The 22,420-nt window shown below is 72.4% G+C and carries 22 protein-coding genes; 9 read left to right on the top strand and 13 right to left on the bottom strand.

What is annotated here, in order from left to right:
* Nucleotides 1-115 precede the first annotated feature (115 nt).
* From DFJ66_RS32180 to mraZ, 4 genes are all read right to left on the bottom strand, one after another.
* On the bottom strand, nucleotides 116-2,017 hold the full coding sequence (locus DFJ66_RS32180; protein WP_121226796.1) for a peptidoglycan D,D-transpeptidase FtsI family protein: 1,902 nt from the start codon (nucleotides 2,015-2,017) through the stop codon (nucleotides 116-118).
* Nucleotides 2,017-2,700 carry a cell division protein FtsL gene (gene ftsL / locus DFJ66_RS32175; protein ID WP_246030314.1) on the bottom strand — a complete coding sequence of 228 codons (684 nt, stop codon included), beginning with the start codon at nucleotides 2,698-2,700 and terminating at the stop codon, nucleotides 2,017-2,019. Before ftsL ends, DFJ66_RS32180 begins: the two co-directional genes overlap by 1 nt.
* Entirely contained in the window at nucleotides 2,697-3,641 is a 945-nt protein-coding gene (rsmH, locus tag DFJ66_RS32170; RefSeq protein ID WP_121226793.1) for a 16S rRNA (cytosine(1402)-N(4))-methyltransferase RsmH, read from the bottom strand. Before rsmH ends, ftsL begins: the two co-directional genes overlap by 4 nt.
* Nucleotides 3,642-3,842: 201 nt before the next feature.
* Nucleotides 3,843-4,274, bottom strand: a complete 432-nt coding sequence (gene mraZ / locus DFJ66_RS32165; protein WP_121226791.1) for a division/cell wall cluster transcriptional repressor MraZ — start codon at nucleotides 4,272-4,274, stop codon at nucleotides 3,843-3,845.
* A gap of 509 nt (nucleotides 4,275-4,783) precedes the next feature.
* On the opposite strand from mraZ, the gene DFJ66_RS32160 reads away from it, so the two are divergent.
* Genes DFJ66_RS32160 through DFJ66_RS32150 form a run of 4 tightly spaced genes read left to right on the top strand, consistent with a single transcriptional unit; the run spans nucleotide 4,784 to nucleotide 9,852 of the window.
* Nucleotides 4,784-5,854, top strand: a complete 1,071-nt coding sequence (locus tag DFJ66_RS32160) for an AAA family ATPase (RefSeq protein ID WP_397556343.1) — start codon at nucleotides 4,784-4,786, stop codon at nucleotides 5,852-5,854.
* 1 nt (nucleotide 5,855) lies between these two features.
* Nucleotides 5,856-7,121 carry a DUF58 domain-containing protein gene (locus tag DFJ66_RS32155; RefSeq protein WP_121226787.1) on the top strand — a complete coding sequence of 422 codons (1,266 nt, stop codon included), beginning with the start codon at nucleotides 5,856-5,858 and terminating at the stop codon, nucleotides 7,119-7,121.
* A 29-nt stretch (nucleotides 7,122-7,150) separates the two neighbouring features.
* Nucleotides 7,151-7,393: a hypothetical protein gene (locus tag DFJ66_RS42280; RefSeq protein ID WP_147459413.1), complete on the top strand. Its 243-nt coding sequence runs from the start codon at nucleotides 7,151-7,153 to the stop codon at nucleotides 7,391-7,393.
* Nucleotides 7,390-9,852: a transglutaminase TgpA family protein gene (locus DFJ66_RS32150; protein WP_121226785.1), complete on the top strand. Its 2,463-nt coding sequence runs from the start codon at nucleotides 7,390-7,392 to the stop codon at nucleotides 9,850-9,852. The genes DFJ66_RS42280 and DFJ66_RS32150 overlap by 4 nt, the downstream gene beginning before the upstream one ends.
* A gap of 1,041 nt (nucleotides 9,853-10,893) precedes the next feature.
* Here DFJ66_RS32150 and DFJ66_RS32145 read toward each other — a convergent pair.
* The 6 genes from DFJ66_RS32145 to DFJ66_RS32120 form a co-directional block, all read right to left on the bottom strand.
* Nucleotides 10,894-11,277, bottom strand: coding sequence for a DUF3040 domain-containing protein (locus tag DFJ66_RS32145; RefSeq protein ID WP_121226783.1), 384 nt, complete (start codon nucleotides 11,275-11,277; stop codon nucleotides 10,894-10,896).
* Between the two features lie 260 nt (nucleotides 11,278-11,537).
* On the bottom strand, nucleotides 11,538-12,209 hold the full coding sequence (locus DFJ66_RS32140) for a hypothetical protein (RefSeq protein WP_121226781.1): 672 nt from the start codon (nucleotides 12,207-12,209) through the stop codon (nucleotides 11,538-11,540).
* A gap of 201 nt (nucleotides 12,210-12,410) precedes the next feature.
* On the bottom strand, nucleotides 12,411-12,668 hold the full coding sequence (locus DFJ66_RS32135) for a hypothetical protein (RefSeq protein ID WP_121226779.1): 258 nt from the start codon (nucleotides 12,666-12,668) through the stop codon (nucleotides 12,411-12,413).
* An 81-nt stretch (nucleotides 12,669-12,749) separates the two neighbouring features.
* Nucleotides 12,750-13,391 carry a Crp/Fnr family transcriptional regulator gene (locus DFJ66_RS32130; protein WP_121226777.1) on the bottom strand — a complete coding sequence of 214 codons (642 nt, stop codon included), beginning with the start codon at nucleotides 13,389-13,391 and terminating at the stop codon, nucleotides 12,750-12,752.
* A 60-nt stretch (nucleotides 13,392-13,451) separates the two neighbouring features.
* The gene (locus DFJ66_RS32125) at nucleotides 13,452-14,729 is read right to left on the bottom strand and encodes a DNA polymerase IV (protein WP_121226775.1); all 1,278 of its coding nucleotides are present in this window, start codon (nucleotides 14,727-14,729) and stop codon (nucleotides 13,452-13,454) included.
* A 36-nt stretch (nucleotides 14,730-14,765) separates the two neighbouring features.
* Nucleotides 14,766-15,860: an amidohydrolase family protein gene (locus tag DFJ66_RS32120; RefSeq protein ID WP_121226773.1), complete on the bottom strand. Its 1,095-nt coding sequence runs from the start codon at nucleotides 15,858-15,860 to the stop codon at nucleotides 14,766-14,768.
* Between the two features lie 38 nt (nucleotides 15,861-15,898).
* Between DFJ66_RS32120 and DFJ66_RS32115 the strand changes: the two genes are divergently transcribed.
* The gene (locus DFJ66_RS32115) at nucleotides 15,899-17,206 is read left to right on the top strand and encodes a glutamine synthetase family protein (protein ID WP_121226771.1); all 1,308 of its coding nucleotides are present in this window, start codon (nucleotides 15,899-15,901) and stop codon (nucleotides 17,204-17,206) included.
* On the opposite strand, the gene DFJ66_RS32110 is transcribed toward DFJ66_RS32115, so the two are convergent.
* Complete coding sequence (locus DFJ66_RS32110) at nucleotides 17,187-17,855, bottom strand: sigma-70 family RNA polymerase sigma factor (protein WP_397556344.1); 669 nt, start codon at nucleotides 17,853-17,855, stop codon at nucleotides 17,187-17,189. The two genes, DFJ66_RS32115 and DFJ66_RS32110, sit on opposite strands and share 20 nt — an antisense overlap.
* A 38-nt stretch (nucleotides 17,856-17,893) precedes the next feature.
* Nucleotides 17,894-18,616 carry a class I SAM-dependent methyltransferase gene (locus DFJ66_RS32105; RefSeq protein WP_121226767.1) on the bottom strand — a complete coding sequence of 241 codons (723 nt, stop codon included), beginning with the start codon at nucleotides 18,614-18,616 and terminating at the stop codon, nucleotides 17,894-17,896.
* Nucleotides 18,617-18,650: 34 nt separating this feature from the next.
* On the opposite strand from DFJ66_RS32105, the gene DFJ66_RS32100 reads away from it, so the two are divergent.
* Genes DFJ66_RS32100 through DFJ66_RS32085 form a run of 4 tightly spaced genes read left to right on the top strand, consistent with a single transcriptional unit; the run spans nucleotide 18,651 to nucleotide 21,939 of the window.
* Nucleotides 18,651-19,493: a ParA family protein gene (locus DFJ66_RS32100; RefSeq protein ID WP_170199782.1), complete on the top strand. Its 843-nt coding sequence runs from the start codon at nucleotides 18,651-18,653 to the stop codon at nucleotides 19,491-19,493.
* Complete coding sequence (locus DFJ66_RS32095; RefSeq protein WP_121226763.1) at nucleotides 19,490-20,125, top strand: LysE family translocator; 636 nt, start codon at nucleotides 19,490-19,492, stop codon at nucleotides 20,123-20,125. Before DFJ66_RS32100 ends, DFJ66_RS32095 begins: the two co-directional genes overlap by 4 nt.
* Nucleotides 20,112-20,906, top strand: coding sequence for an Fpg/Nei family DNA glycosylase (locus DFJ66_RS32090; RefSeq protein ID WP_121226761.1), 795 nt, complete (start codon nucleotides 20,112-20,114; stop codon nucleotides 20,904-20,906). Before DFJ66_RS32095 ends, DFJ66_RS32090 begins: the two co-directional genes overlap by 14 nt.
* A gap of 10 nt (nucleotides 20,907-20,916) precedes the next feature.
* Nucleotides 20,917-21,939, top strand: coding sequence for a quinone-dependent dihydroorotate dehydrogenase (locus tag DFJ66_RS32085; RefSeq protein ID WP_121226758.1), 1,023 nt, complete (start codon nucleotides 20,917-20,919; stop codon nucleotides 21,937-21,939).
* Here DFJ66_RS32085 and DFJ66_RS32080 read toward each other — a convergent pair.
* Complete coding sequence (locus tag DFJ66_RS32080) at nucleotides 21,928-22,323, bottom strand: MarR family winged helix-turn-helix transcriptional regulator (protein WP_121232046.1); 396 nt, start codon at nucleotides 22,321-22,323, stop codon at nucleotides 21,928-21,930. The genes DFJ66_RS32085 and DFJ66_RS32080 overlap by 12 nt on opposite strands.
* Nucleotides 22,324-22,420: the final 97 nt, after the last annotated feature.

Raw genomic sequence — 22,420 nt, 5'->3', positions numbered from 1 at the left:
TGTGGTAGCCCTTCGGGCAGGCCATACGGGGATGACGGAAAAGCCCAGAGAGAGGTCTGCCGCGGCAGCCCTTCGAAAAGCGGCGCCCTGCGGGCGTGACAGCGGGGTCCGTGTGTCACAGGATCAGTTGCATGACCGGGGTTTGTTCCGCCGACATCGGCACCTGATAACGCTGTGCCAGGTAAGAGGCGATGTCGTGGAACAACGGTGCCGCCGTCCCGCTGTACTGCCCGCCCCCGGTCGGCGCGTCCAGCATGATCCCCACCACGTACCGCGGGTTGTCCGCCGGGAAGATGCCCGCGAACGTGATCCAGTACGAGCTCGAGCTGTAGCACCCGCACTTCGGGTCCACCTGCTGAGCCGTTCCGGTCTTCCCCGACACCTGGTAGCCCGCGAGAGCGGCCGGTCCGCCGGTGCCCGTTTGGCCCGGTTCGGTCTGCATCACGGCTCGGAACATGTCCCGCACGGTCTTCGCCGTCTGCGGCGACACCACCCGCACCTGTTCGGGACGGTCCAGTTCCTTCCGGGCGCCGGACTGGTCGACCTCCGCGCGGATGATGCGCGGCGGGATGCGGACGCCGTCGTTGGCGATGGCCTGGTACATGCCGGTCATCTGGAGCAGGGTCATGTTCAGGCCCTGGCCGATGGGCAGGTTGCCGAACGTGGACCCCGACCACTGGTTGCGCGGCGGCACGGAACCCGACTCCTCGCCGGGCAGACCCGACTGGGTGCGCTTGCCCAGCCCGAACTTCCGCAGCATGTCGGCGTAGCGGTCCTCGCCGATCTTCTGGGCCGCCATGAGGGTGCCGACGTTGGAGGACTTCGCGAAGACGCCCGTGAACGTCATGTCGATGGTCGGGTGGCTCCAGTGGTCCTTGATGATCCGGTCGGCGATCTTGATCGAGTAGTCCACCGTCAGCACGCTGTCCGGCTGGTAGATGCCGTCCTCGATGGCGGTGGCCGCCGTGACGACCTTGTTCACCGAGCCCGGTTCGAACACCGACGACACGGCCGCGTTGCGCAGCTGGTCCTCGGTGGCCTTGCCGAAGTCGTTGGGGTCGAAGGTCTTGTCGTTGGCCATCGCCAGGATCTCGCCGGTGCGCGAGTCGAGCACCACGGCCGAGCCGGTCTTCGCGCCGGACTTCGCCGTGTAGTCCGTGACCATGCGCTGCAACGCGTACTGCGTGTCGACGTCGAGGGTCAGTTCCAGGCTGCGTCCGGGGACGGCGGCGGCCAGTTCGCGGGCGCGTTCCGGGCCGGGGATGACGACCTCGTCGTTGCCCTGCATGGTGTCGACGATCCGCTGGCCGTTGCGGCCGGCGAGCAGGTTGTCCTGGGAGTTCTCCAGGCCCAGGACGCCGTGCGTCGCGGGTGGGTCCTGGTCCTCGCGCCAGTTCGCCGCGCCGATGATGTTCGACGCCAGTTCGCCGTTGGGGTACACCCGCACCGCGCGGTACTCCGAGCCGATGTCGGCGTACTTCTCCCGGATCACCGCGGCCTTGCCGGGGTCGACGTTGTCGGCCAGCTCGACGTAGGTGGTGTCCTTGGTGAGCAACGCGTAGATCGTCTGCTCGTCGGTCTTCTGGCCGTTGACCTCGGTGCCCAGCGTGTCCTGGATGAACTTCGCGACCCCGCGCGCCCAGTCCTCGTAGGAGCCGATCTTCGGGTCGGCCTCCTGCGCCTTGGCCCACTTCTCGCGGATCAGCTGCGGCACGGCGTAGAGCTGGCGGGCCTCGATGCTGAACGCGAGCTGGTTGCCGTTGCGGTCGGTGATGGCGCCGCGGGCCGCGGGCACGTCGATCTTGGTGGCGCGCTGCTTCTGCGCCTCCTGCGACAGCGCCTCGGCCTGAAAGCCCTGCACTTGCACGAGCTTGAGCCCGGCCAGCACGAGCGCGCCGACCAGCAGCAGCCGGCCGACGGCGATGCGGACCCGGGTGTTGCCGCCCCGGCGCCGCTTGGGCGCGCGGACCGACAACGGCCGCCTGGTGGGCCTACCCCTGGTGGGCCGCCCTGGCATCACTGACCTCCGGGCACCTGCTGCGTGGGCGGTTGTTGGGCGTTCGGGTCGGTCTGCGCCGGCGGCGGCTGCTGCGCGTTGGGGTCGGTCTGCGCGGGCGGCTGCTGGGCGTTGGGGTCGGCCGGGGGTTGCTGCGCGTTCGGGTCCGGCTGGGCCGGGGGCGTGGAGGTCGGCGGCGTGGAGGTCGGGGGCGGGGTCGGGGCCTTGGCCTCGGACGGCTTGCCGTAGACCTCGACCGTCCCGTCCGGCAGCTGCCGCAGCCGAGCCGGGTCCTCCACGGGCACCAGCCCCAACCGCGCGGCGGCCTCCGCGAGCTGGCGCGGCGACTCGGCGAGCGCCACCTCCTGCCGCAGCTGCTCCACCTGCCGCGCCAGGCGCTTCTCCTCCGCACGCGCGTCCTGGAGCCGGTACGAGTCCGCCGTCGCCTGGGTGGACAGCCACATGATCGCGGCGATCCCCACCCCGAGCACGACCATCACCATCACCACGAACGGGGCCTTGGGCGCGGCGACCGGCTGCCGGGTCACGGCGGTGCCGCGGGACGACCGGGTCCGCTGCTCGCGGCGCGCGTAGGCCCGCTCGGCCGCCGCCGACCGGGACCGGCCGGGCACCGAGCGCAGGGCCCGCTCGCGGGGGGTGCCGGGGGTGGACGGCACGCCGTTCGCCCGGGCTGGTGCGGTCATGTCGCCTCCCGGATCCGTTCCGCCGCCCGGAGTCTCACCGGCGCGGCCCTGGGGTTGTCCTCGATCTCCTGCTCGTTCGCGACCTCGGCGCCGCGGGTCACCAGCTTCAGCTGCGGGCCGTGGCCGGGCAGCTCCACCGGCAGGCCCGGCGGCGTCGTGGACACCGCCAGCTCGGCGAAGGCCCGCTTGACCATGCGGTCCTCCAGCGACTGGTAGGACTCCACGACGATCCGACCGCCCACCGCGAGCACCGACAGCGCCGCGGGCAGGGCCTGGCGCAGCGACTCCAGCTCGCCGTTGACCTCGATCCGCAGCGCCTGGAACGTCCGCTTCGCCGGGTGGCCGCCGGTGCGCCGGGTCGCCGCGGGCACCACGTCGTAGAGCAGCTCGACCAGCCGCCCGGAGTTGGTGAACGGCTCGCGCGCCCGTTCCCGCACGACCGCCTGGGCGATCTTGCGGGCGAAGCGCTCCTCGCCGTAGTCGCGCAGGATGCGGGTCAGGTCGTCCACCGAGTACTCGTTGAGCACGTCGGCGGCGGTCATGCCGGTCCCGGCGCTCATCCGCATGTCCAGGGGTGCGTCCCGGGAGTAGGCGAAGCCGCGCTCCTCGGCGTCCAGCTGCAACGACGAGACGCCCAGGTCCATCAGGATGCCGTCCACCGGGCCGTCCACCGCCTCGGCGATGTGGTCGTAGGTGGTCTGCACGAACGTCGTCCGGTCGGCGAAGGGCTCCAGGCGCCGGCGCGCGAGCTCGATCGCCTGCGGGTCGCGGTCGAGGCCGATCAGGCGCACCCGCGGGTGCGCCCGCAGCACGGCCTCGGAGTGCCCGCCCAGGCCGAGCGTGCAGTCCACGAACACCGCGTCCCGGTCGGCCAGCGCGGGGGCCAGCAGAGCGAGGACGCGGTCGAGCAGCACCGGCACGTGCCGCGCCCGCTCGCCCATGTCCCCTCCCACGTCCCCCCTACCGAAAAGAGTCACCGACAAAGAAATTCGGGTGTCGTCAGGTCCCCGCCCGCCCGTCGGACCTGGCGCCGGGGAAGGTGCGCCAGGGCCGAAAGCCGAGCGGACCGAGGCCTCACGGCACCCGAAACCTCAAGCGTTCACGCCCTCAGAAGCTCTTCGCGAGCTTCATCTCCGAGCCCGTCAGAAGACGCCCGGCAGCACCTCCTCGCGAGCCTCGGCGTAGCTGTCCTCGTGCTCGTCCATGTAGCGCTGCCACGCCTGCGCGTCCCAGATCTCCAGCCGGTTGACCGCGCCGATGACCACGCACTCCTTGGTCAACCCCGCGTACCGGCGCAGTTCCGGTGCGATGGACACCCGGCCCTGGCCGTCCGGCCGCTGCTCGTCGGTCCCGGCGAACAGGTAGCGCTGGTAGGCGCGGACCGCCTCGTTGGTGAACGGCGCCTCCGCGACCTTGCGCGCCATCTGCTCGAACTCGGCCCGAGGGAACACGTAGAGGCAGTGGTCCTGGCCCTTGGTGACCATGAGACCCCCCGCTAGCGCGTCCCGGAACTTCGCAGGCAGCGTCAGCCGGCCCTTGTCGTCCAGCCTCGGGTGGTGCGTGCCCAGGAACACGGCAACCCACCTCCCGCCGCCGGACTGCGGACCGGCAGTGGGGCCCCCGTCTGCCCCACCGGCCGCCACAGTACCCCACTTTTCACCACAGTCAACGCTGAAACGGGTGGTCAGCCACCCGGATGGGGAACGTTTACGCAGGTAGAGCGGAGATGACGAGCGTGGGGGGCGGTGGGGGAAGCGCAGCGCCCGCACGCCCGCGAGGGCCGTGATCGACTTCAAATCCCACCCGAACGGGCCAACGAAATCGGGCAAATCGGGTTCAGCCCGACGGGTGGTGGGGAATCGTGGTGGAACCGGGTGAACCGGTGGGTGGAGCCGGCCGTGGAAACCAGCGCCACGAGAATGTTCAATCGGTGTGGGGCGCTTCGCCCCGGTTTGACACACTGCGTGAAACGCTCACCGCCTCCGCGAACCGGTCGCGGTGGTCTTCGGGAGGTCGAGTGACTCCGAGTACCCAGCCAGCCGCGCTGCCCGAACACTCCTTCGGGGGCGGTGGGCTCAATCACGTGAACAACACGGCCCCCGTGCACAGCCGGCCCGACGAGGTGCTCGCCGAACTGCACGCCGTGGTGGGGCGCATCGCGGCGAACGTCGAGAAGGTCATCGTGGGCAAGCCGGACGTGGTCCGGATCGCCATCGTGACGCTGCTCGCCGAGGGACACCTGCTGGTGGAGGACGTGCCCGGCGTCGGCAAGACGTCGCTGGCCAAGGCCCTGGCGCGGTCCATCGACTGTTCGGTGAGCCGCATCCAGTTCACCCCGGACCTGCTGCCCAGCGACATCACCGGTGTGTCGATCTACAACCGGCAGGACAACGACTTCGTGTTCCGGCCCGGCCCGGTGTTCGCCAACATCGTGGTCGGCGACGAGATCAACCGGGCCTCGCCGAAGACCCAGTCGGCGCTGCTGGAGTGCATGGAAGAGCACCAGGTGACGGTGGACGGGAACACCTACCCGCTCAGCTCGCCGTTCATGGTGATCGCCACGCAGAACCCGATCGAGATGGAGGGCACCTACGCCCTGCCCGAGGCGCAGCGCGACCGGTTCACCGCGCGCGTGTCGATCGGCTACCCGGACCCGCAGGCCGAGCTGGCGATGGTGGACGAGCACGCGGGCAACGACCCGCTGGCCGACCTGCGCCCGGTCTCGGACGCGGACACCGTGCTCAAGCTGGTGCACGCGGTGCGCCGGGTGCACCTGTCGCCCGAGGTGCGGCGGTACGCGGTGGAGCTCGTCTCGGCCACCCGGCGGCTGCCGGAGCTGAGACTGGGCGCCTCCCCGCGCTCGACGTTGCAGCTGGTCCGCGCGGCGCGGGCGCAGGCGGCGCTGGCCGGGCGCGACTTCGTGGTGCCCGACGACATCCACGCGGTGGCCGTGCCCGTGCTGGCGCACCGGCTGGTGCTCACCGCGGAGGCGCAGGCGGCGCGCAGGTCGGCGGCGGACCTGGTGCGCAACCTGCTGCAGCGGGTGCCGGTGCCGCAGGCGGCGCTGGACCCGTCCGGCCAGTTCCTGCAGAACGTGCAGCGCCACCCCGGCGGCCACCCGGTCCCGGGCCACGGCGACGGCCACCACCGCTGACATGCGCGGAGCCCTGTCCGGGCTGACCACCCGGGGCCGCTGCCTCCTCGCCGCCGGGTTCGCGGCGGGCCTGTGCGCGGTCGTGCTCAACGAGCGGGACCTGCTGCGGGTCGCCGCGTTCGTGGTGGCCCTGCCGGTGCTGGCCGCGTGGCTGGCGCAGCGGGCGCGGGTGGGCCTGCACGCGTCCCGGTTCCTGTTCCCCAGCCGGGTCCAGGTGGGCGCGGCGACCGAGGTGAAGGTCGAGCTGCGCTCGGCCGGGCGGCTGCCCACCGGCGGCCTGCTGCTGGAGGACAACGTGCCGTACGCGCTGGGCGCGCGGCCCCGGTTCGTCGTCGAGCGGCTGCCCCGCAACACCGTGACCGCCCTGCGCTACCCGCTCAAGCCGGTGATGCGCGGCATCCAGCAGGTAGGCCCGCTGATGGCGCGGATCACCGACCCGTTCGGGCTGGCCGAGTTCGACCGCGAGCTGGCGGGCCGGTCCAGGCTGGTCGTGGTGCCGCGCGTGGTCGGCCTGAACGGGCTGCCCAGCGGGTCCGGCATGGGCGCGGGCGACGACGGCTCGATCCGGCTGCGCGCCGGGCAGGGCGAGGACGACGCCGTGGTGCGGCAGTACCGGCACGGCGACGACCTGCGCAAGGTCCACTGGCGGTCCACCGCGCGGCGCGACGAGCTGATGGTCCGCGTCGAGGAACGACCGTGGCGCGGCGGCACGACGGTGCTGCTGGACCACCGGCTGACCGCGCACCGCGGCACCGGGCCGAACTCGTCGCTGGAGTGGGCGGTGTCGTTCGCGGCGTCCGTGTGCCTGCACCTGCACCGGTTCGGGCACCAGGTGCGGCTGGTCGGCGACGACGGCCGGGTGCTGGCGGGCGGGTCGGGCGACGGCGGGCACAGCGACGCCGTGGTCCTGGACGCGCTGGCCGCCCTGCAGCCCTCGCACCGCCGCGAGCCCGCCGTCGGGTTGGACCCGGGCGCGGGCCAGGAGGTCATCGCCATCCTCGGCGGCAGCACGCCCGCAGTGGTCGACGCACTCGTGCGCAACCGACCGCGCGGCATGCGGAGCCTGGCCGTGGTGATGGATGTCGGGGCGTGGGCAACGGCCGGCGAAGACCCCGCGCCCGGCCCGGAGGAAGCACGCGGCCTGCTCACGGCGGCCGGCTGGGGCGCGGTCGTCGCCCGGCCGTCGACGCCGATGGGCCAGGTCTGGCAGGAACTGTGCCACAGCGCGGGCAACCGCGGCCCGGTGGTGCGCACGGAGGTGGGTTGAGTGACCCGCGGCGACTGGGGGATGAGCAGGTGACCAGCGCTACGGCCGCACGACGGCTGGATGGCGGTCAGGCGAACGACGCACCCGCCGTGCACAGCGGCCAGACCGCCGGGCGTGGCGGCCGGGTGAGCGGCCAGGCTGCCGGGCGTGGCAGCCAGGTGAGCGGCCGGACCGCCGCGCGTGGCGGCCGAGTGAGCGGCCGGACCTCCGCGCGCGGCAGCCAGGTGAGCGGCGCGACCGGCGGGCGCGGCGGCTGGGTGGTGGCCGGGTGAGCGGCGGGACCGCGACCCGCGGCTGGGTGGTGAGCGCGACGCCGGTCGTCGCGGGCCTGGCCACGCTGTGCGCCGCGACCGCGTTGTCCAGCGTCGTCGCGGGCGTGTTGTGGCTGGTGAACCTGGCTGTGGCGATCACCGTCGTGGTCGGCGTCGGGGTGCTGCTGCGGCAGACCCGGCTGCCCAACCCGCTGATCGCGCTGGTGCAGGTGCTGGCGCTGCTGTCGCTGCTGGTGACGATCTTCACGCGCAGCGGCGTCCTGGTGGTGCTGCCCGGCCCGGAGTCGCTGGGCGACCTGATGACCGTGCTCGGCGACGCGTTCACCGAGGTGCAGACCGGTGTGCCGCCGGTGCCCGACAGCGAGTCGATCCGGTGCCTGGTGATGTTGGCCATCGGCCTGGTCGCGGTGCTGGTGGACCTGCTGGCCGTGGGCGCGGCGGCACCCGCCGCGTCCGGTCTGGTGCTGCTGTGCGTGTTCGCGGTGCCGGCGTCGCTGGCCGACGAGATGCTGCCGGTGTGGACGTTCGTGTTCGGCGCCGGGGCGTTCGCGCTGCTGCTGGCGGTGGACGGGCAGCACCGGCACGACGCGTGGCGCGGTCGGCGGCCGGGTGCCGGCGGGTCGAGCTCGGGTCCGGCGGCGACGGCGGTCGCGGGTGCGGCCGTGGTGGTCGCGATGCTGGCGGGTGCGAGCTTCACGCTGGTCGGGACGGTCGGGCGGCTGCCCGGCGGCGACGAGGTCGGGGGCGGCGCCAACGGCCTGGGCATCGACCCGATGACCGAGCTGCGCGGCATGCTCAACCAGGGCGCGACGCGGGAGATGTTCCGGGTGCGCGGGTTGCCGGAGGCGGCGTACCTGCGGGCGATGACGTTGCGCGAGTACGTGCCCGACCAGGGGTGGCGGCTGGGCGGCGACCTGTCCACCGGCGTGCCCGCGAACGGCGACCTGCCGCAGCAGCCGGGCGACCCCGGTGACGGCGAAGTCACCACGGTGACCATCGAGCCGGTGAACTGGCTGGACAACTGGCTGCCGGTGTACGGGCGGCCCCGGCGGATCCAGGACGTCGAGGACAACTGGCGGTACGACCCCGTGCGCGGGATGGTCTACAGCGTCCGGCAGCGCAAGGCCGGGGCGTACAAGGTGCAGACGGTGCTCAAGACGCCCTCGGGCGACGCGCTGCGCCGGGCGAACGGGGCGGCGGACGTCGAGGACGTGTACCTGGACGCGCGCGGGGTGAGCCCCGAGGTGGCGAACCTGGCCCGCGAGATCACCCGCGACCAGAACAACGCGTTCGACAAGGCCACCGCGCTGTACAGCTACTTCACCGACGGCACGCAGGGCTTCACCTACACCACCGACACCGGTGGGGCGCAGACGAGCGACGCCCTGCGCGACTTCGTGATGACGGGCAAACGCGGGTTCTGCGAGCAGTACGCGTCGGCGATGGCGATCATGGCGAGGTCGGTCGGCCTGCCGTCCCGGGTGGCCCTGGGCTTCACGGCGGGCTTCCCGGTGGGCGACGCCCAGACCATCACCACGCAGGACGCGCACGCGTGGGTGGAGATCTACTTCCCCGGCTACGGCTGGACGGTCTTCGACCCCACGCCGTTGTCGGACGGCCGCGGCGTCGTCCCCCCGTACATCGCCGGCCGCGAGGCGGACGACGAGGAGGACAACCCCACCGCCGTCACGACGACGACCACGACCCCGACGACGTCCACGTCGTCGTCCACGACGTCGGCCGCCCCCGGCGACCAGGCCGGGAACGCGGACGGCACGCAGGAGACCCCCACCCCGACGTGGCACACGGCCACCCTCATCACCGCCGCCGCATTGGGCGCACTGCTGACCCTCTTCTTGTTCTTCGCGACCCGCCGCCGCCCCGCTGCCACCAGTGCTCCCGCAGCCGGCGGTGGCGGCCCGGCGTGGGCGGTGGGGATACCGTGGCTACGCCCCTTGTTGACCACCCTCGCGGTGGCGGCGTGGATCGTGCTGGGCACGCTGTTGGTCGCCTTGGTGTCGTGGTGGATCGCCGTGCCACTGCTGGTGGGGCTGCTCATCGCCACCCCGGCAGGCGTCCGCGAATGGCGCCGCCGCAACCGCTTGCGCACGGTAGCCGGCCTGGGCCCCGACGCCGCCGGCGCCGCGTGGCAGGAGTTGATCGCGGAATCGGTGGACCGAGGCACCCGAGTCCCGGCGACGGAAACCGTCCGAGTAGCAGCCCGCCGCATGGCCAAGGCGCACAACCTGGACGAACAGGGACGGGACGGCCTGCGCGCGGTGGTCGGGGCGGTGGAACGCTCGTGGTACAGCACCAACGCGGCAGCCGACCCAGCCCTGCCTGGCGCCGTGGACGAGGTCCGCCGAAGCCTGACCAGAAACGCCCCGTTGGCCCTGAAAGCCAAAGTCCTCCCCCGCTCAGTCCTGAACCCCACCACCCCCACCGACCCCGACGACTAACCCCACCCCGCCACGCTAGCCGGCCGTTGTCGTGCACGCGCGCAACGGCGCGGCCGAAGCGGCAGCGCAAGCGAGCAGCGAGGGCTGCGGGCTCGAGCCGCGGGCGCAGCGGGCTCGAGCCGCGGGGGCAGCGGACTCGGCGGCGGGTGCGGCGGGTGCAAGCCGGCCTGATCAGCGGCGGCTCATCGCGACCCTGGGGGCGGCACCTGGCGGGTCGGCCGAGCAGCACGCGCGACCAAGCGGCACGCGCGGCCAGGCAACGGGCGCGGCCAGGCAACGGGCGCGGCCAGGCGACGGGCGCGGCCAGGCGGCAGGCGCAACCAGGCGACGGGCGCGGGGCCGGGCGGCACTACGGCAGGCGGGGCGGGCTGGGCGGCAGAGCTGCGGAACGTTCGCGACAGGCGGCGCGGGCGGCGGCCCGAAGGCGCTCGGCCGGGGCGGCGCGAGTGGCGGCGGAAGGCGCCAGGCTGGCCGGGGAAGGCGCTGGAGTGGCGGCGGGGGAAGGCGCCCGGCCGGCCACGGGACCCGCCGGGTCTGCCGGCGCTGCGGCAGGCAGGCAGCGGCTGGCATCAGGCCTGCGGTGGGGCGGGCTCGCAGCGAGGCTGGCCTGGCAGGTGGCAGGTGGCAGGTGGCGGGAGGCTGGCGGCTGGCGGCTGGCGGCGGCGAAGCGTGCGGCCGGTTGCGGGGGCCGGCGGCGAGGTGGCGTGGGGCCGGCGGCGAGGTGGCCTGAGCCGGTTGCGTGGGGCCGGCGGCTGGGGCTGGGCGGCGGCTGGGCGGGTGGTCGTTGGGGCTGGTGGTCGTTGGGGCTGGTAGTCGTTGGGGCTGGTGGGAGGGGCTGGCCTTGGGGGGTGTTGCCTGCCGTTGTCCCGCGCTCCTTGTTTACGGGACGCGTGAGGTGGGGTTTGGTCGCGGATCCTGTATGTCGCTCGATCGGGTGATGTTCGGGTGGGGTGGGTTAGGGGGTGTGGGTGCGGGCGGGTGGGCATGCCGCACGGCCCGCCCTCTGGGGAGGGCGGGCCGTGGGGTGCTGGGGGTACTGGGTTACTCGTCCTCCAGGCGGCGACGGAAGCGTTCTTCCATCTTTTGGGAGAACGAGCTGCGGCTCGGGCGGCTTCCCTCTTCGTTGGGTTCGTCGGCACCCTGGTCACCACGACGCAGTGTCGTCACGGTGAGCAGCACGCCGAAGAACATCAACAAGAAGCCGACCACGCTCACCACCGGGATACCAGCGAGCTTCGGCAACATCACACCCGTCACCAGCAGGGCCACACCCACGGCGAACAGCGCGATGCCCTGGATGCGACGCCGTCGGGACGGCTTGCGCAGCTTGGCGCCGCGCACGGTGGATGCGAACTTCGGGTCCTCGGCGTAGAGCGCGCGCTCGATCTGGTCGAGCAGTCGCTGCTCGTGCTCGGAGAGTGGCATGGCTCCTCCTCCGGCACAGCGGTCGCGGGCGCCGGGTGTTCACGGTTGCCGCCGGTCCCGGCGGACGCCCCGCCCTGGGGGCGTCACAACCAGGATACGATTTGCGAGGCTTGGCGACTACCCAGTCCGCGCCCCTAAGCGGTTCGTTCGGTCACCATCATCCTCACGGGTCAACGGTCAGACCTTCGTGAGGTCCCGAACATCCACAACCATCCACACCCCGACCTCGGCACCCCCTTACCCGCTGCGCGCTGTAGTCGCTATTCGGGACTCCGAAGTGTCGGATTAGGAGTGGGCGGCCGGTGGGGTCGTGGGTACGGGACGCGTGGGCGGGGTAGGGCCGGTGGTGGGGGCGAGGTGGCGAGGTCGGTCAGGATGCGCCTGGTTTCCTCCCCGCGTTTCGACAGCAGGCGCAGGAGGTCGGCGGGTGGGATGCCGCCTCGGCGAACGGCGTCGGTCAGGATCGCGCGCAGGGCGTGCGGGTCCGTTTGGAAGCGGGTTGTGTCGGTGACCGCCCTGATGAGGGGAGCGGTCGGGAAGCCTCGGCGCAGGACGGGCTCGATGTGGCTTCGGGGGCGTAGGGCCTTGATGCCCTCGGCGGGTTCTACCGGGCGGCCGGCGAGGATGTAGATCGGGCCCGTCGCGGGCACTGTGCGCAGGCCGTGCAGGTGCAGGGCGTCCAAGCCGGTGAGGAGCGCGCCCGGGCCGCCGTAGCGGAGGGCTGCCTGCACCCGTTGTAGTCGGGTCGGGGGTTTTCGGCTCAGCAGTAGGACTCCGGGGAGCACGCGTTGCCACTCCGACCTCTCGCAGCGGTCGGTCAGCTCCTCGTGGTCCAGGCCCAGGGAGATGAGGTCGGCCGCGGTCGTGACCTGGTGGGGGAACAGCGTGGCCAGGGCGTCGACGGTGATCGTGGTTCGGGTTTTGGTGTGCATGGGTCAACGATGGGCGTCGAAAGCGGAGGGGACCAGGACGAAGTTGGGGATTGTGGACAACTTCCGGGCTGTGGACAAAACCAAGGCTGTAGACAAAGAGAAGTCCGCAGGAATGCGGAGAGGCCTTCTGCGGGCCCGACCGCCCGCAGAAGGCCTCTGGTACACGACGACCGCCCCTCGCCGGTCGTCGTGTGGTTCTCCTCAGAGCCGGACCAAGTCCTCCCGGATCCCCTCGTCCAGCGTCTTCCGACCGGTCCGCACGGACTGCCAGGCGTCGTACACGGCGACCAGCGCACCCGACAGGACCAGGGCCACGGCCGGCGCGACCAGGCCGTTCGCGTCCAGCTGGGTGACGATCACGGCGGCCGCCCACAGCTGGACGGCGGTGAAGACCAGGGTGCACGCGAGGCGTTCGGTGAAGCGGCGGCGCGACCGGGCGGGTTCCTCGTTGCGGTTCATCTCTCCCCCTTCAGCTCGTCATGGCTCATTTGTAAGGGGAATGACGGACCGGTTCTGCGTCAGATGACGCACAACGCGAAATCACGTGGTCAAATCGTAGAGACGGCTCACGCGGAGTATGTCGATCTTCCGCCGGCCCGTCCTGATGATGCCCTGTTCGCGCAGCGACCGCAGCACCCGCACCAGCGATTCCCGCGATGTCCCGGCGATGCCCGCCAACTCCTCCTGGCTGAGCGACACCTCGCCCTGGTCGGCGATCCCCCGGCGCAGCGCGACGTCGATGAGCACGGCGGCGACGCGTTGGGTGGCGGTGCCGCTGAACTGGACGCGCTGCCGGTCGGTGTCCCGCTGCCGCGCCACGACGACGGTCAGCACGGCCCACGCGATGCGCGGGTGCCGCTGGCACAGGTCGGCGAAGGCGGTGTCGGACAGCACCAGGGCCCGCACGTCCACCAGGGCGCGGACGGTCGCGGACCGGGGTCGGCCGTCGATCGCGGCCCGCTCCCCCACGATGTCCCCGGCGCCGCGCACGGCCAGCACCTTCTCGCCGCCGTTGGCGGTCGAGGCGGTGACCCGGAGCAGGCCGCGCAGCACGACCAGCACGTGCCGGGTGACCTCGCCCTCGTGGCACACGACGGCGCCGGTGGCGTAGTCGCGCTCGGTGCCGGACGCGGTCAGCAGCGCGTGCTCGGCGGGGGTGAGCAGCGCCCAGAAACGGTCCACGTCCGACAGGGTGGCCCATGATCGACCCCGTTGTCCGGCACGACCACCCGAACGGCTCGCTCAGCGGTCGGGTTTGGGTTCGGGCTGGTTCGGTTGCGCGGGGGCGGAGGACAGCAGGGACGCCGGTCTGACCGCGGCCTTGCCGAAGCGTGTTCGTGCCTGGTCGGCGGCCTGTTCGGCGTCGCGCCAGCCGCGTTCCGGGGCGTCGAACATGAGCTGTTCGCCGTCGTCGCCCTCGACCAACTGCTCGATGCGGACGCCGATGAGCCGCACGGCCCCGGGCGGCACCTGCTCGTCGAGCAGCGTCGAGGCTGTCTGGTACACCTCGCGGGTCACGTCGGTGGGCACCCGCAGCGTCTTGGACCGCGTGATGGTCGTGAAGTCGGCGAACCGCACCTTGATCGACACCGTCCGCCCGCGCAGCCCCCGCTGCCGCAACGTGGCCGCCGACCGCTCGGACAACCGCAGCAGCTCGCGCCGCAGCAGCTCCCGGTCCCAGTGGTCGACCTCGAACGTCTCTTCGGCCCCGATCGACTTCTCCCTGGTGGACGGCACCACGGGCCGGTCGTCCAGGCCTTGCGCGAGCGCGTGGAGGTGCTCGGCCAACGCCACGCCCAGCACGCGCCGCAGCCGGGGCAGCGGGGTGGCGGCGACGTCGGCGACCGTCTCCAGCCCGACCCGGTCGAGCTGCTCGGCGGTGCGCTTGCCGACGCCCCACAACGCCGACACGGGCAGCGGGTGCAGGAACTCCAGCACGTCCGAGCGCGGCACCACCATCATCCCGTCGGGCTTGCACATCCCCGACGCCAGCTTGGCCAGGAACTTCGTCGGCGCCACCCCGACCGAGCAGGTGACCCCCTGCGTCTCCTCGACCTGCCGCCGGATCAGCGCCCCGATCTCGGCCGGCGTGGCTTTCAGGCGTTTCAGGGCACCGCTGACGTCGAGGAACGCCTCGTCCAGGCTCAGCGGCTCGACCAGGGGTGTGATGTCGCGGAAGATCGCCATGACCCCGCGCGACACCTCCTGGTAGCGCGCGAAGTTGGGCATCACGAACACCGCGTGCGGCGCGAGCCTGCGGGCGTGGGACGTGGGCATGGCGGACCGCACGCCGTACTCCCGCGCCAGGTAGTTCGCCGACGACACGACCCCGCGGTTGGCCGTGCCCCCGACCACCACGGGCTTGCCGGCCAGCTCCGGGTTGTCGCGGATCTCCACGGACGCGTAGAAGGCGTCCATGTCGACGTGCAACATCGAGCAGCCGGTGTCGTCCGGCCAGACGTCGCCTCGCGCGCGGAACCGGTCCACCAGGCCGCGAGGCAGGTTCGCGCTGCGGCCCATGAACCCTCCCCCCGGTCCGAACGCTTGTTCGACAGTCTAGTCCAAACGGTAGGCCCGGTGCGCGTTTTCCCACCCGATCAGGTGAGCAATGCGCACGGCGTCGGTCTCCGCGAAAGCATGCCGTCGAAGGGCGGCCAGCAGGAAGTCCGACAACGCGCGCCGGAAGAAGAGAGCGCCCAGGTAGTACAGCTCCGGCAGCGCGAACGCGTCGGTGGAGAACAGGAACTTGCCGTAAGGCACGATCTCCAGCGCCTCACCCAACACACGCGTGGCCTGGTGGCCGACGTTGTGCGTGGCCAGCCCGATGTCCACGAACACGTGCGTGAACACCTGCGCCAAGTACCCAGCCGTGCGGTGGAACGGGTAGTTGTGCAGCAGCATGATCGGCACACCGAGCGGTTCGGTGGCCCGCAGCAGCGGCGTGAGCAGGGACGGGTCGGCACGGTGCAGGGTGACGTCCCGGTCGCCGTAGCCGACGTGGAACTGCACCGGCAGCCCGCGGTCCAGCGCCTCCCACACCAGGAACCGGGACAGCACCTCGTCCGCGCACCGCCCCTGCCCGGCCCAGCGCTCGCAGGCGGCCACGACCTCGGCGTCGGACGGCCGTTCGGGCGCGAGGTCCAAGCCGACCCGGTAGGCGGCGATCGACTTCGCGGCGACGGCCGGCGTGCGTTCCAGCGCCGAACGAACCGCGTCCGGGAAGGTAGTCGGACCGCCGGCGATGACCTCCTCGGCCAACCGCTCCAACCGCAGCACCGGGAGTTCACGCGATCCGGTGAACACCGACGGTCCGGTCAACCGTTCCGGCCACAGACCGCCGTCCACCAGGAACACCGAGATCCCCGACGCGACCAGGAACGCCCGGTTCACCTCCGCCGCCCCCAGAGACAACCGCCGCGCCATGTACTCGTCCGCGGGCGCGTTGGACGGCAAGTCGAGCAACGGGGCGCACCAGCGGCGCACAGCCAGCCCCACGGCGGAGTCGAACAGCGATGTGCCCCACGGGCTCACCTGGTCAGCCTCGGTCAGCAACTCCTCGAACCCCGTGCGGTCGAGGTCCTCCCGTAGCACCCCGTGACAGTGGTGGTCCACAAGGTTCTGCTCGACCACGTAAGGCAGCAGCGGCTCCACTTGTTGAAGAGTAGTGACCTGGTGTAACCACGCACCTCATGGACACCGCGGAACGGCAACGCCGGTACGACCGGGCCACCAGCCTGCTGGACGACCTCGCCGACCGGGACGTCATCCTGGTCGCGATCACCTGGGTCGACCACAGCGGCATCACCCGCGTGAAGTCCGTCCCGCTGCGCAAGCTCCCCGACGCCGCCGCGCACGGCGTGGGCGCCTCCCCGGTGTTCGACGCGTTCCTGCTGGACGACTCGATCGTCGCGGGCCGGCACGCGGGCGGACCGGTCGGCGACCTGCGCCTGTTCCCGGACCTGGACCGGATCACGGTGCTGGCGGGCCAGCCCGGCTGGGCGTGGGCACCGGCGGACCGCCACGACCAGCGGGGCGTCCCGCACCCCCAGGACGAGCGGGGTTTCGCGCGGGCCATGACCGACCGGCTGGCCGTCCACGGCTACGACGTGCGGGCCGGGTTCGAGGTCGAGTGGGTGGTCGGCCAGCCGGGCACGGACGACTTCGTGCCCGCCACGACGGCCCCCGCCTACGGGCACGCCCGGCAGGTCGAGCTGTCGGACTACTGCGCGGACCTGGTCGCGGCGCTGGTCGAGCAGGACGTGGACGTGCTCCAGTTCCACCCCGAGTACGCGCCGGGGCAGTTCGAGCTGTCCACCGCGCCCGAGGACCCGGTGCACGCGGCGGACACGGCGGTGCTGGTCAAGGAGACCGTCCGGGCGATCAGCGTGCGGCACGGCTTGCGGGCGTCCTTCTCGCCGAAGGTGGTCGCAGACGGCGTCGGCAACGGAGGTCACCTGCACGTCAGCCTCTGGAGGGACGGCCGGAACCTGGCCGGTTCGGAGGACGCGGACTCGTTCGCCGCGGGCGTCCTGCGGCACCTGCCGGGGCTGTGCGCGGTGGGCAGCCCGTCGGTGGCCAGCTACCTGCGGCTGGTGCCCTCGCACTGGGCGGGCGCGTTCGCGGCGTGGGGCGTGGAGAACCGGGAGGCGGCGCTGCGCGTGGTCGAGGGGCGGGACCTGGAGGTCAAGTCCTACGACCTGTCGGCCAACCCGTACCTGGTGGTCGGGGCGACGCTGGCGGCGGGCCTGGCCGGGATCGTGGACCGGCTGCGGCTGCCGGACCCGGTCGACGTGGACCCGGTGCACGTGCCCGGCGTGCCGCGGCTGCCGACGTCGCTGGAGGAGGCGGTGCGGGCGTTCGAGGCGGACGAGGTGCTGGTGGAGGCGTTCGGGGCGGAGTTCGCGGCGACGATCGCCGACGTGCGGCGGGGTGAGGTCGCCCGGTTCGCCGACGCGTCGCCGGAGGAGGTCGCCCGGGTCACCCGGTGGCGGCACTGAAGCGGACCGACTCGACTTCCTTGCGCAGCCGGGACAGGGCCCGGTGCTGGGCGACCCGGACCGCGCCGGGCGACGAGTCGACCACCGCCGCCGTCTGCTCGGCCGACAGCCCGACCACGACACGCAGCAACAAGATCTCCTGCTGCTTCTCCGGGAGGACTTTCAGCAGCTCGGCGACGTGGTGGGCGAGTTCGCGGCGCAGCGCGGACTGCTCCGGGCCGTCCTCTTCGGCGGGGGCGTCGGGCAGCTCGGCGACCGGGTCGGCGCGGTTGCGCAGGGACGCGCGGTGAGCGTCGGCGACCTTGTGCGCGGCGATGCCGTAGACGAACGCCAAGAAGGGACGGCCGTGGTCCTTGTACGTCGGTAGCGCCGTGAGGACAGCCACGCACACCTCTTGTGCCACATCGTCGGCAGAGGCATAAGAGCGTTCGTGACGGCCCACGCGCGCACGGCAGTAGCGCACGACCAACGGGCGGATGGCGCCGAGGAGCCAGGCGGTGGCCATGCGGTCGCCCGCGACGGCTTTGCGGACCGCGTCGTCGAGGTCCGGAGCGGTGTCGGCCATCAGACGGCCTCGGCTAAGTGCGGGTCTCCCACTGCGGGCTCCTCGCGGGTAGGCGGCGGTTGCCTCCCGCGTTTCTACGGCAATCCCGGCGCCCTGGGCGGGCGGATGCGTCCAGTCGCAGGTCAGGCGGGCTTGCGGGCCAGCACGTGCAGGCGGGCGGCCACGTCCCGCAGGGGCGGGCGGGTGGCGGCGGCCAGCTCCAGCTCGGCCAGCGCGTCGGCCGCGCCCGGGTTGGCCTCCAGGACCGAGCCCGGCACCAGGTCCGACACCACGCCGTGGCCCTGGAGCAGCTCCACCTTCAGGCCCGCGTCCACCACCAGCGCCTCCAGCGCGGCCACGTCGAAGCGCCGCTGGACGGGCTCGCGGGACCCGGCCAACTGGCCGGCTTCGTCGTCCAGCAGCCTGCGCGCGTCCACGAGCCGGCCCGCGATGGCCCGGTGCAGGACCGCGGCGTAGCGGTTGGCGGCCAGGATCGACACGGCCGCACCGGGGGCGGCCGCGGCGGCCAGGGCCGTCAGGGCGGTGTGGGCGTCGTCCACGACCTCCAGCAGGCCGTGGCCCAGGACCAGGTCCGCCGACGCGTCCGCGTCGAGGGCGTCGGTGTCGCCCTGAACTGCGGTGATGCGGTCGCGGACGCCCGCCTCGGACGCGCGGCGGTCCAGGGTCGCCAGAGCGTTGGGGCTCGGCTCGACCACCGTGACCAGGCAGCCCGCCACGGCCAGTGGCACGGCCCACACGCCGCTGCCGCCGCCCACGTCGAGCACCCTGGGCGGTTCGCCGCCGCGGCGGTCCCGTGCGGCGGCCAGCTCGGTGTCGAGCACCCTGTGTACGGCGTCCGGTCGCATGGACGTAGAGCGTAGAGACCGTAGGCTGCACCCCGTGCATACGGTGGCGGTGCTCAGCCTCAAGGGTGGCGTGGGCAAGACGACGGTCGCTTTGGGTCTCGCGTCGGCCGCGCTGCGGCGCGGAGTCCGGACGCTGGTCATCGACCTGGACCCGCAGTGCAACGCCACCTCGACGCTGGAGCCCGACGACACCGACGCCAGCATCTACGACGTCCTCCAGGAACCCACGGCGGACAAGCTGCGCGCGGCGATCTCGCCCAGCGCCTGGGGTGACGGCGTGGACGTGCTCTCGGGGTCCGAGGACGCCGAGCTGCTCAACCACCCCGACCCGGGCGAGTCCCGCCTGGGCCGGCTGCGCGAGGCGCTGCGGGTGCTGGCCGAGGAGGACGCGGACGAGCCCTACCAGCTGGTCCTGCTGGATTGCCCGCCGTCGCTGGGCCAGCTGACCCGGTCGGCGCTGGTGGCGGCGGACCGGGCGCTGCTGGTGACCGAGCCGACGATGTTCGCCGTGGCGGGCGTGCAGCGGGCGTTCGAGGCGGTGCAGGCCGAGCGCGCGCAGAACCCGGGCCTCCAGCCGCTGGGCGTCGTGGTGAACCGGGTCCGGCCGCGCTCGCACGAGCACCAGTTCCGCATCGACGAGCTGCGCGACATCTTCGGTCCCCTGGTGATGCCGGTGGCGTTGCCGGACCGGCTGGCGGTGCAGCAGGCGCAGGGCGCGTGCATGCCGATCCACGAGTGGGGCACGCCCGGCGCGCGTGAGGTGGCGTTGGCGTTCAACCTGCTGCTCGCGCGCATACTGCGGATCAGCCGCAGCCGCCGCCGTCCGGTGCACGCGGACTTCGACGACGAGGAGATCCAGGAGGCGGTGGAGGCGTGAGCACCACCGCGCTGCTGGCGTTCACGGTCGCCGCGCTGCTGCTGACCATCACGCCGGGCCTGGACACCATGATGCTGCTGCGCATGGTGCTCGGCGGTGGGCGCAAGGCGGGGATCGTCGGTGGGTTCGGCACCACCCTGGGCTGCCTGGTGTGGGGTGCGGCGAGCGTCGCAGGGCTGACCGCGCTGCTGGTGGCGTCCCGGCTGGCCTACGACGTCGTGCGGTACGCGGGCGCGGCCTACCTGCTGTGGTTGGGCGGGTCGGCGCTGTGGAAGTCGTGGCGCGGGCGCAGGGCCGTCGAGCCGGTGGACAGCCCGAAGGTCACGCCCGGTCAAGCACTGCGGGTCGGGTTCACCACGAACCTGCTCAATCCCAAGATCGGGGTGTTCTACCTGTCCCTGCTGCCGCAGTTCCTGCCGACGACCGGTGACACCACGGGGTGGGCGGCACTGCTGGTGGGCGTGCACGTCGGGCTCGGGCAGGTCTGGCAGCTCGGTGTCGTGTGGCTCGCGGGACGGGCCGCCGTCGTGCTGACCCGGCCGCGCGTGCGGCGGTGGACCGAGCGGCTGACGGCGTCGGTGCTGGTCGGTTTCGGCTTGAAGGTGGCGCTCGACTCCGGTGCCCGAGGGTGACACGGTCTTCCTGACCGGCCGGCGGCTCAACGAAGCGCTGGCCGGGAAGACGCTGCTGCGCGCCGACCTCCGCCACCCCCGACTGTCCACCGTGGACCTCGCCGGGCGGGACGTCCGCGAGGTCGCCACGGTCGGCAAGCACATCCTGACCCGGTTCTCCGGTGACCTCACGCTCCGCAGCCACCTGCGCATGGACGGCTCCTGGCACCTCTACCGGCCCGGCGAGCGGTGGAAGCGGCCCGGGTTCCAGGCGCGCGTGCTGCTGGAGGTCCCGGACCGGGTCGCGGTCGGGTTCAACCTGCACGACCTGGACCTGGTGCCCACCGACCAGGAGGACGGACTCGTCGGCCACCTCGGGCCGGACCTGCTCGGCGAGTGGACCCCGGAGGCCGAGGCGGAGGCCGTGAGACGCCTCACGGCGCAGCCGGACCAGGAGATCGGCCAGGCGCTGCTGGACCAGCGGATCATGGCCGGTGTCGGCAACGTCTACAAGTGCGAGGTGTGCTTCCTGATCGGGGCCTCGCCGTGGACGAAGGTGTCCGGAGTGGACCCTGTGAAGGCCGTGCAGCTGAGCCGGAAGTTGTTGCTGGCCAACGCGAAGACGCCCTTCCGCAACACCACCGGGTTCGTGGGTCGCGGCAAGGAGTCCTGGGTGTACGGACGAGCGGGTCGGCCGTGCTTCCGGTGCGGCACGAAGATCCGCTTGGCCGACCAGGGCGACGGCGTGCAGGAGCGGCCGACGTACTGGTGCCCGAGCTGCCAACCTGGGCCGATCGCTTAGAGTTGCGGCCGTGGTCTACAAGAGCGTGGTGCGCAACGTCCTGTTCCGGATGCACGGCGGGGACGCGGAGCGCATCCACGAGACCACCCTGCGGGCGTTGAGCCTCGTCAGCCCGGTGGCCGCGAAGGTCCGCCGCAAGCCCGCCGCCGAGCGCACGGTGTTCGGCGTGCGGTTCCCCAACCCGGTCGGCCTGGCGGCGGGCCTGGACAAGAACGGCCGCGCGCTGCCCGCGTGGGGCGCGCTGGGGTTCGGGTTCGTCGAGGTCGGCACGGTGACCCGCCACCCGCAGCCGGGCAACCCGAAGCCGCGCCTGTTCCGCCTGCGCGACAGCGAGGCGATCATCAACCGGATGGGCTTCAACAACGACGGCGCGCTGGAGCTGGCCAACCGCCTGGACCGCCTCGGCCCGCTGTCGGTGCCCCTGGGCATCAGCCTGGGCAAGTCGAAGGTGACACCGGTCGAGGAGGCCGTCGAGGACTACCGGGCGTCGCTGCGCGCCCTGTACCGGCACGGCGACTACTTCGCGGTCAACATCAGCTCCCCCAACACGCCGGGCCTGCGCAGCCTCCAGGACCGGGGCGCGCTCACCGAACTGCTGTCGGCGCTGGACGAGACGTCCGGCGAGCTGGCCGGGTCGGGCCGGCGCAAGCCGCTGCTGGTCAAGATCGCGCCGGACCTGACCGACCAGGCGATCGCCGAGGTGCTGGAGGTGTGCGCGGCGCACGGCGTGGCCGGGCTGATCGCCACCAACACCACCCTGTCGAGGGACGGCCTCGCACCGGCCGACCAGGCCAAGGCAGCCGAGGCGGGCGGGCTGAGCGGACGACCGCTGGCCGTGCGGGCACGCGAGGTGGTGCGGTTCGTCAGCCGGGAGACCGACGGGAAGCTGCCGGTCATCGGCGTGGGCGGGATCTTCGGCCCGGACGACGCCAAGGCCATGCTGGACGCCGGGGCGAGCCTGGTGCAGGTCTACACGGGGTTCATCTACGAGGGTCCGGGCATGGTCCGGCGGATCGTGAAGTCACTCGTCTAGGGCCTGCTCGTAGGCCTTCAGGGTGGCGACGAACGCCGTCCGCTCGGCCGGGGTCAGCGGGTCGAGCGCGGCCCGCCACGCCTTCGCGCCCTTGGCGAGCCATGCGTCGATGGCGGGACGCATGCGGTCGGTGATGCTCACGATGCGCCTACGGCGGTCCTGGTCGTCCTCACGGCGTTCGAGGACGTCCTTACGGCTCAGTTCGGCCACCATCAGGCTCACGGTGGTCGGGGCGACCTCCAGGCGCTCGGCGAGTTCGTTGACCGTCATCGGCCCGTCGAACAGCAGATAGGACAGCAGCGACAGGTGCCGCGGGGCCAGCGCGAGCGACTGCAGCTCTTCGGGCACCGGGATGCGTTTGGCCCGCCCGACCAGGCGCGGCATGAGCAGCAGCAACGCCCGGATCGCGTCGTCGGTCGTTGACACCTCGCACCCACCCCTTTAGCTTTGATGTCAAAGAGGCTTTGTCTGCAAAGCAAAG

It is taken from the genome of Saccharothrix variisporea, from assembly GCF_003634995.1.
Taxonomy (GTDB): Bacteria; Actinomycetota; Actinomycetes; order Mycobacteriales; family Pseudonocardiaceae; genus Actinosynnema; species Actinosynnema variisporeum.
This window is presented reverse-complemented; position numbering and strand designations above follow the sequence as displayed.

Coding starts and splice junctions, on each gene's coding strand:
- DFJ66_RS32155 (WP_121226787.1), top strand. CDS start 5,856: ATGCGCGGAGCCCTGTCCGGGCTGACCACCCGGGGCCGCTGCCTCCTC.
- DFJ66_RS32135 (WP_121226779.1), bottom strand. CDS start 12,668: ATGAACCGCAACGAGGAACCCGCCCGGTCGCGCCGCCGCTTCACCGAA.
- DFJ66_RS32140 (WP_121226781.1), bottom strand. CDS start 12,209: ATGCACACCAAAACCCGAACCACGATCACCGTCGACGCCCTGGCCACG.
- DFJ66_RS32180 (WP_121226796.1), bottom strand. CDS start 2,017: ATGCCAGGGCGGCCCACCAGGGGTAGGCCCACCAGGCGGCCGTTGTCG.
- DFJ66_RS32125 (WP_121226775.1), bottom strand. CDS start 14,729: ATGGGCCGCAGCGCGAACCTGCCTCGCGGCCTGGTGGACCGGTTCCGC.
- DFJ66_RS32115 (WP_121226771.1), top strand. CDS start 15,899: ATGGACACCGCGGAACGGCAACGCCGGTACGACCGGGCCACCAGCCTG.
- DFJ66_RS32080 (WP_121232046.1), bottom strand. CDS start 22,323: ATGCCGCGCCTGGTCGGGCGGGCCAAACGCATCCCGGTGCCCGAAGAG.
- DFJ66_RS32145 (WP_121226783.1), bottom strand. CDS start 11,277: ATGCCACTCTCCGAGCACGAGCAGCGACTGCTCGACCAGATCGAGCGC.
- DFJ66_RS32105 (WP_121226767.1), bottom strand. CDS start 18,616: ATGCGACCGGACGCCGTACACAGGGTGCTCGACACCGAGCTGGCCGCC.
- rsmH (WP_121226793.1), bottom strand. CDS start 3,641: ATGGGCGAGCGGGCGCGGCACGTGCCGGTGCTGCTCGACCGCGTCCTC.
- ftsL (WP_246030314.1), bottom strand. CDS start 2,700: ATGACCGCACCAGCCCGGGCGAACGGCGTGCCGTCCACCCCCGGCACC.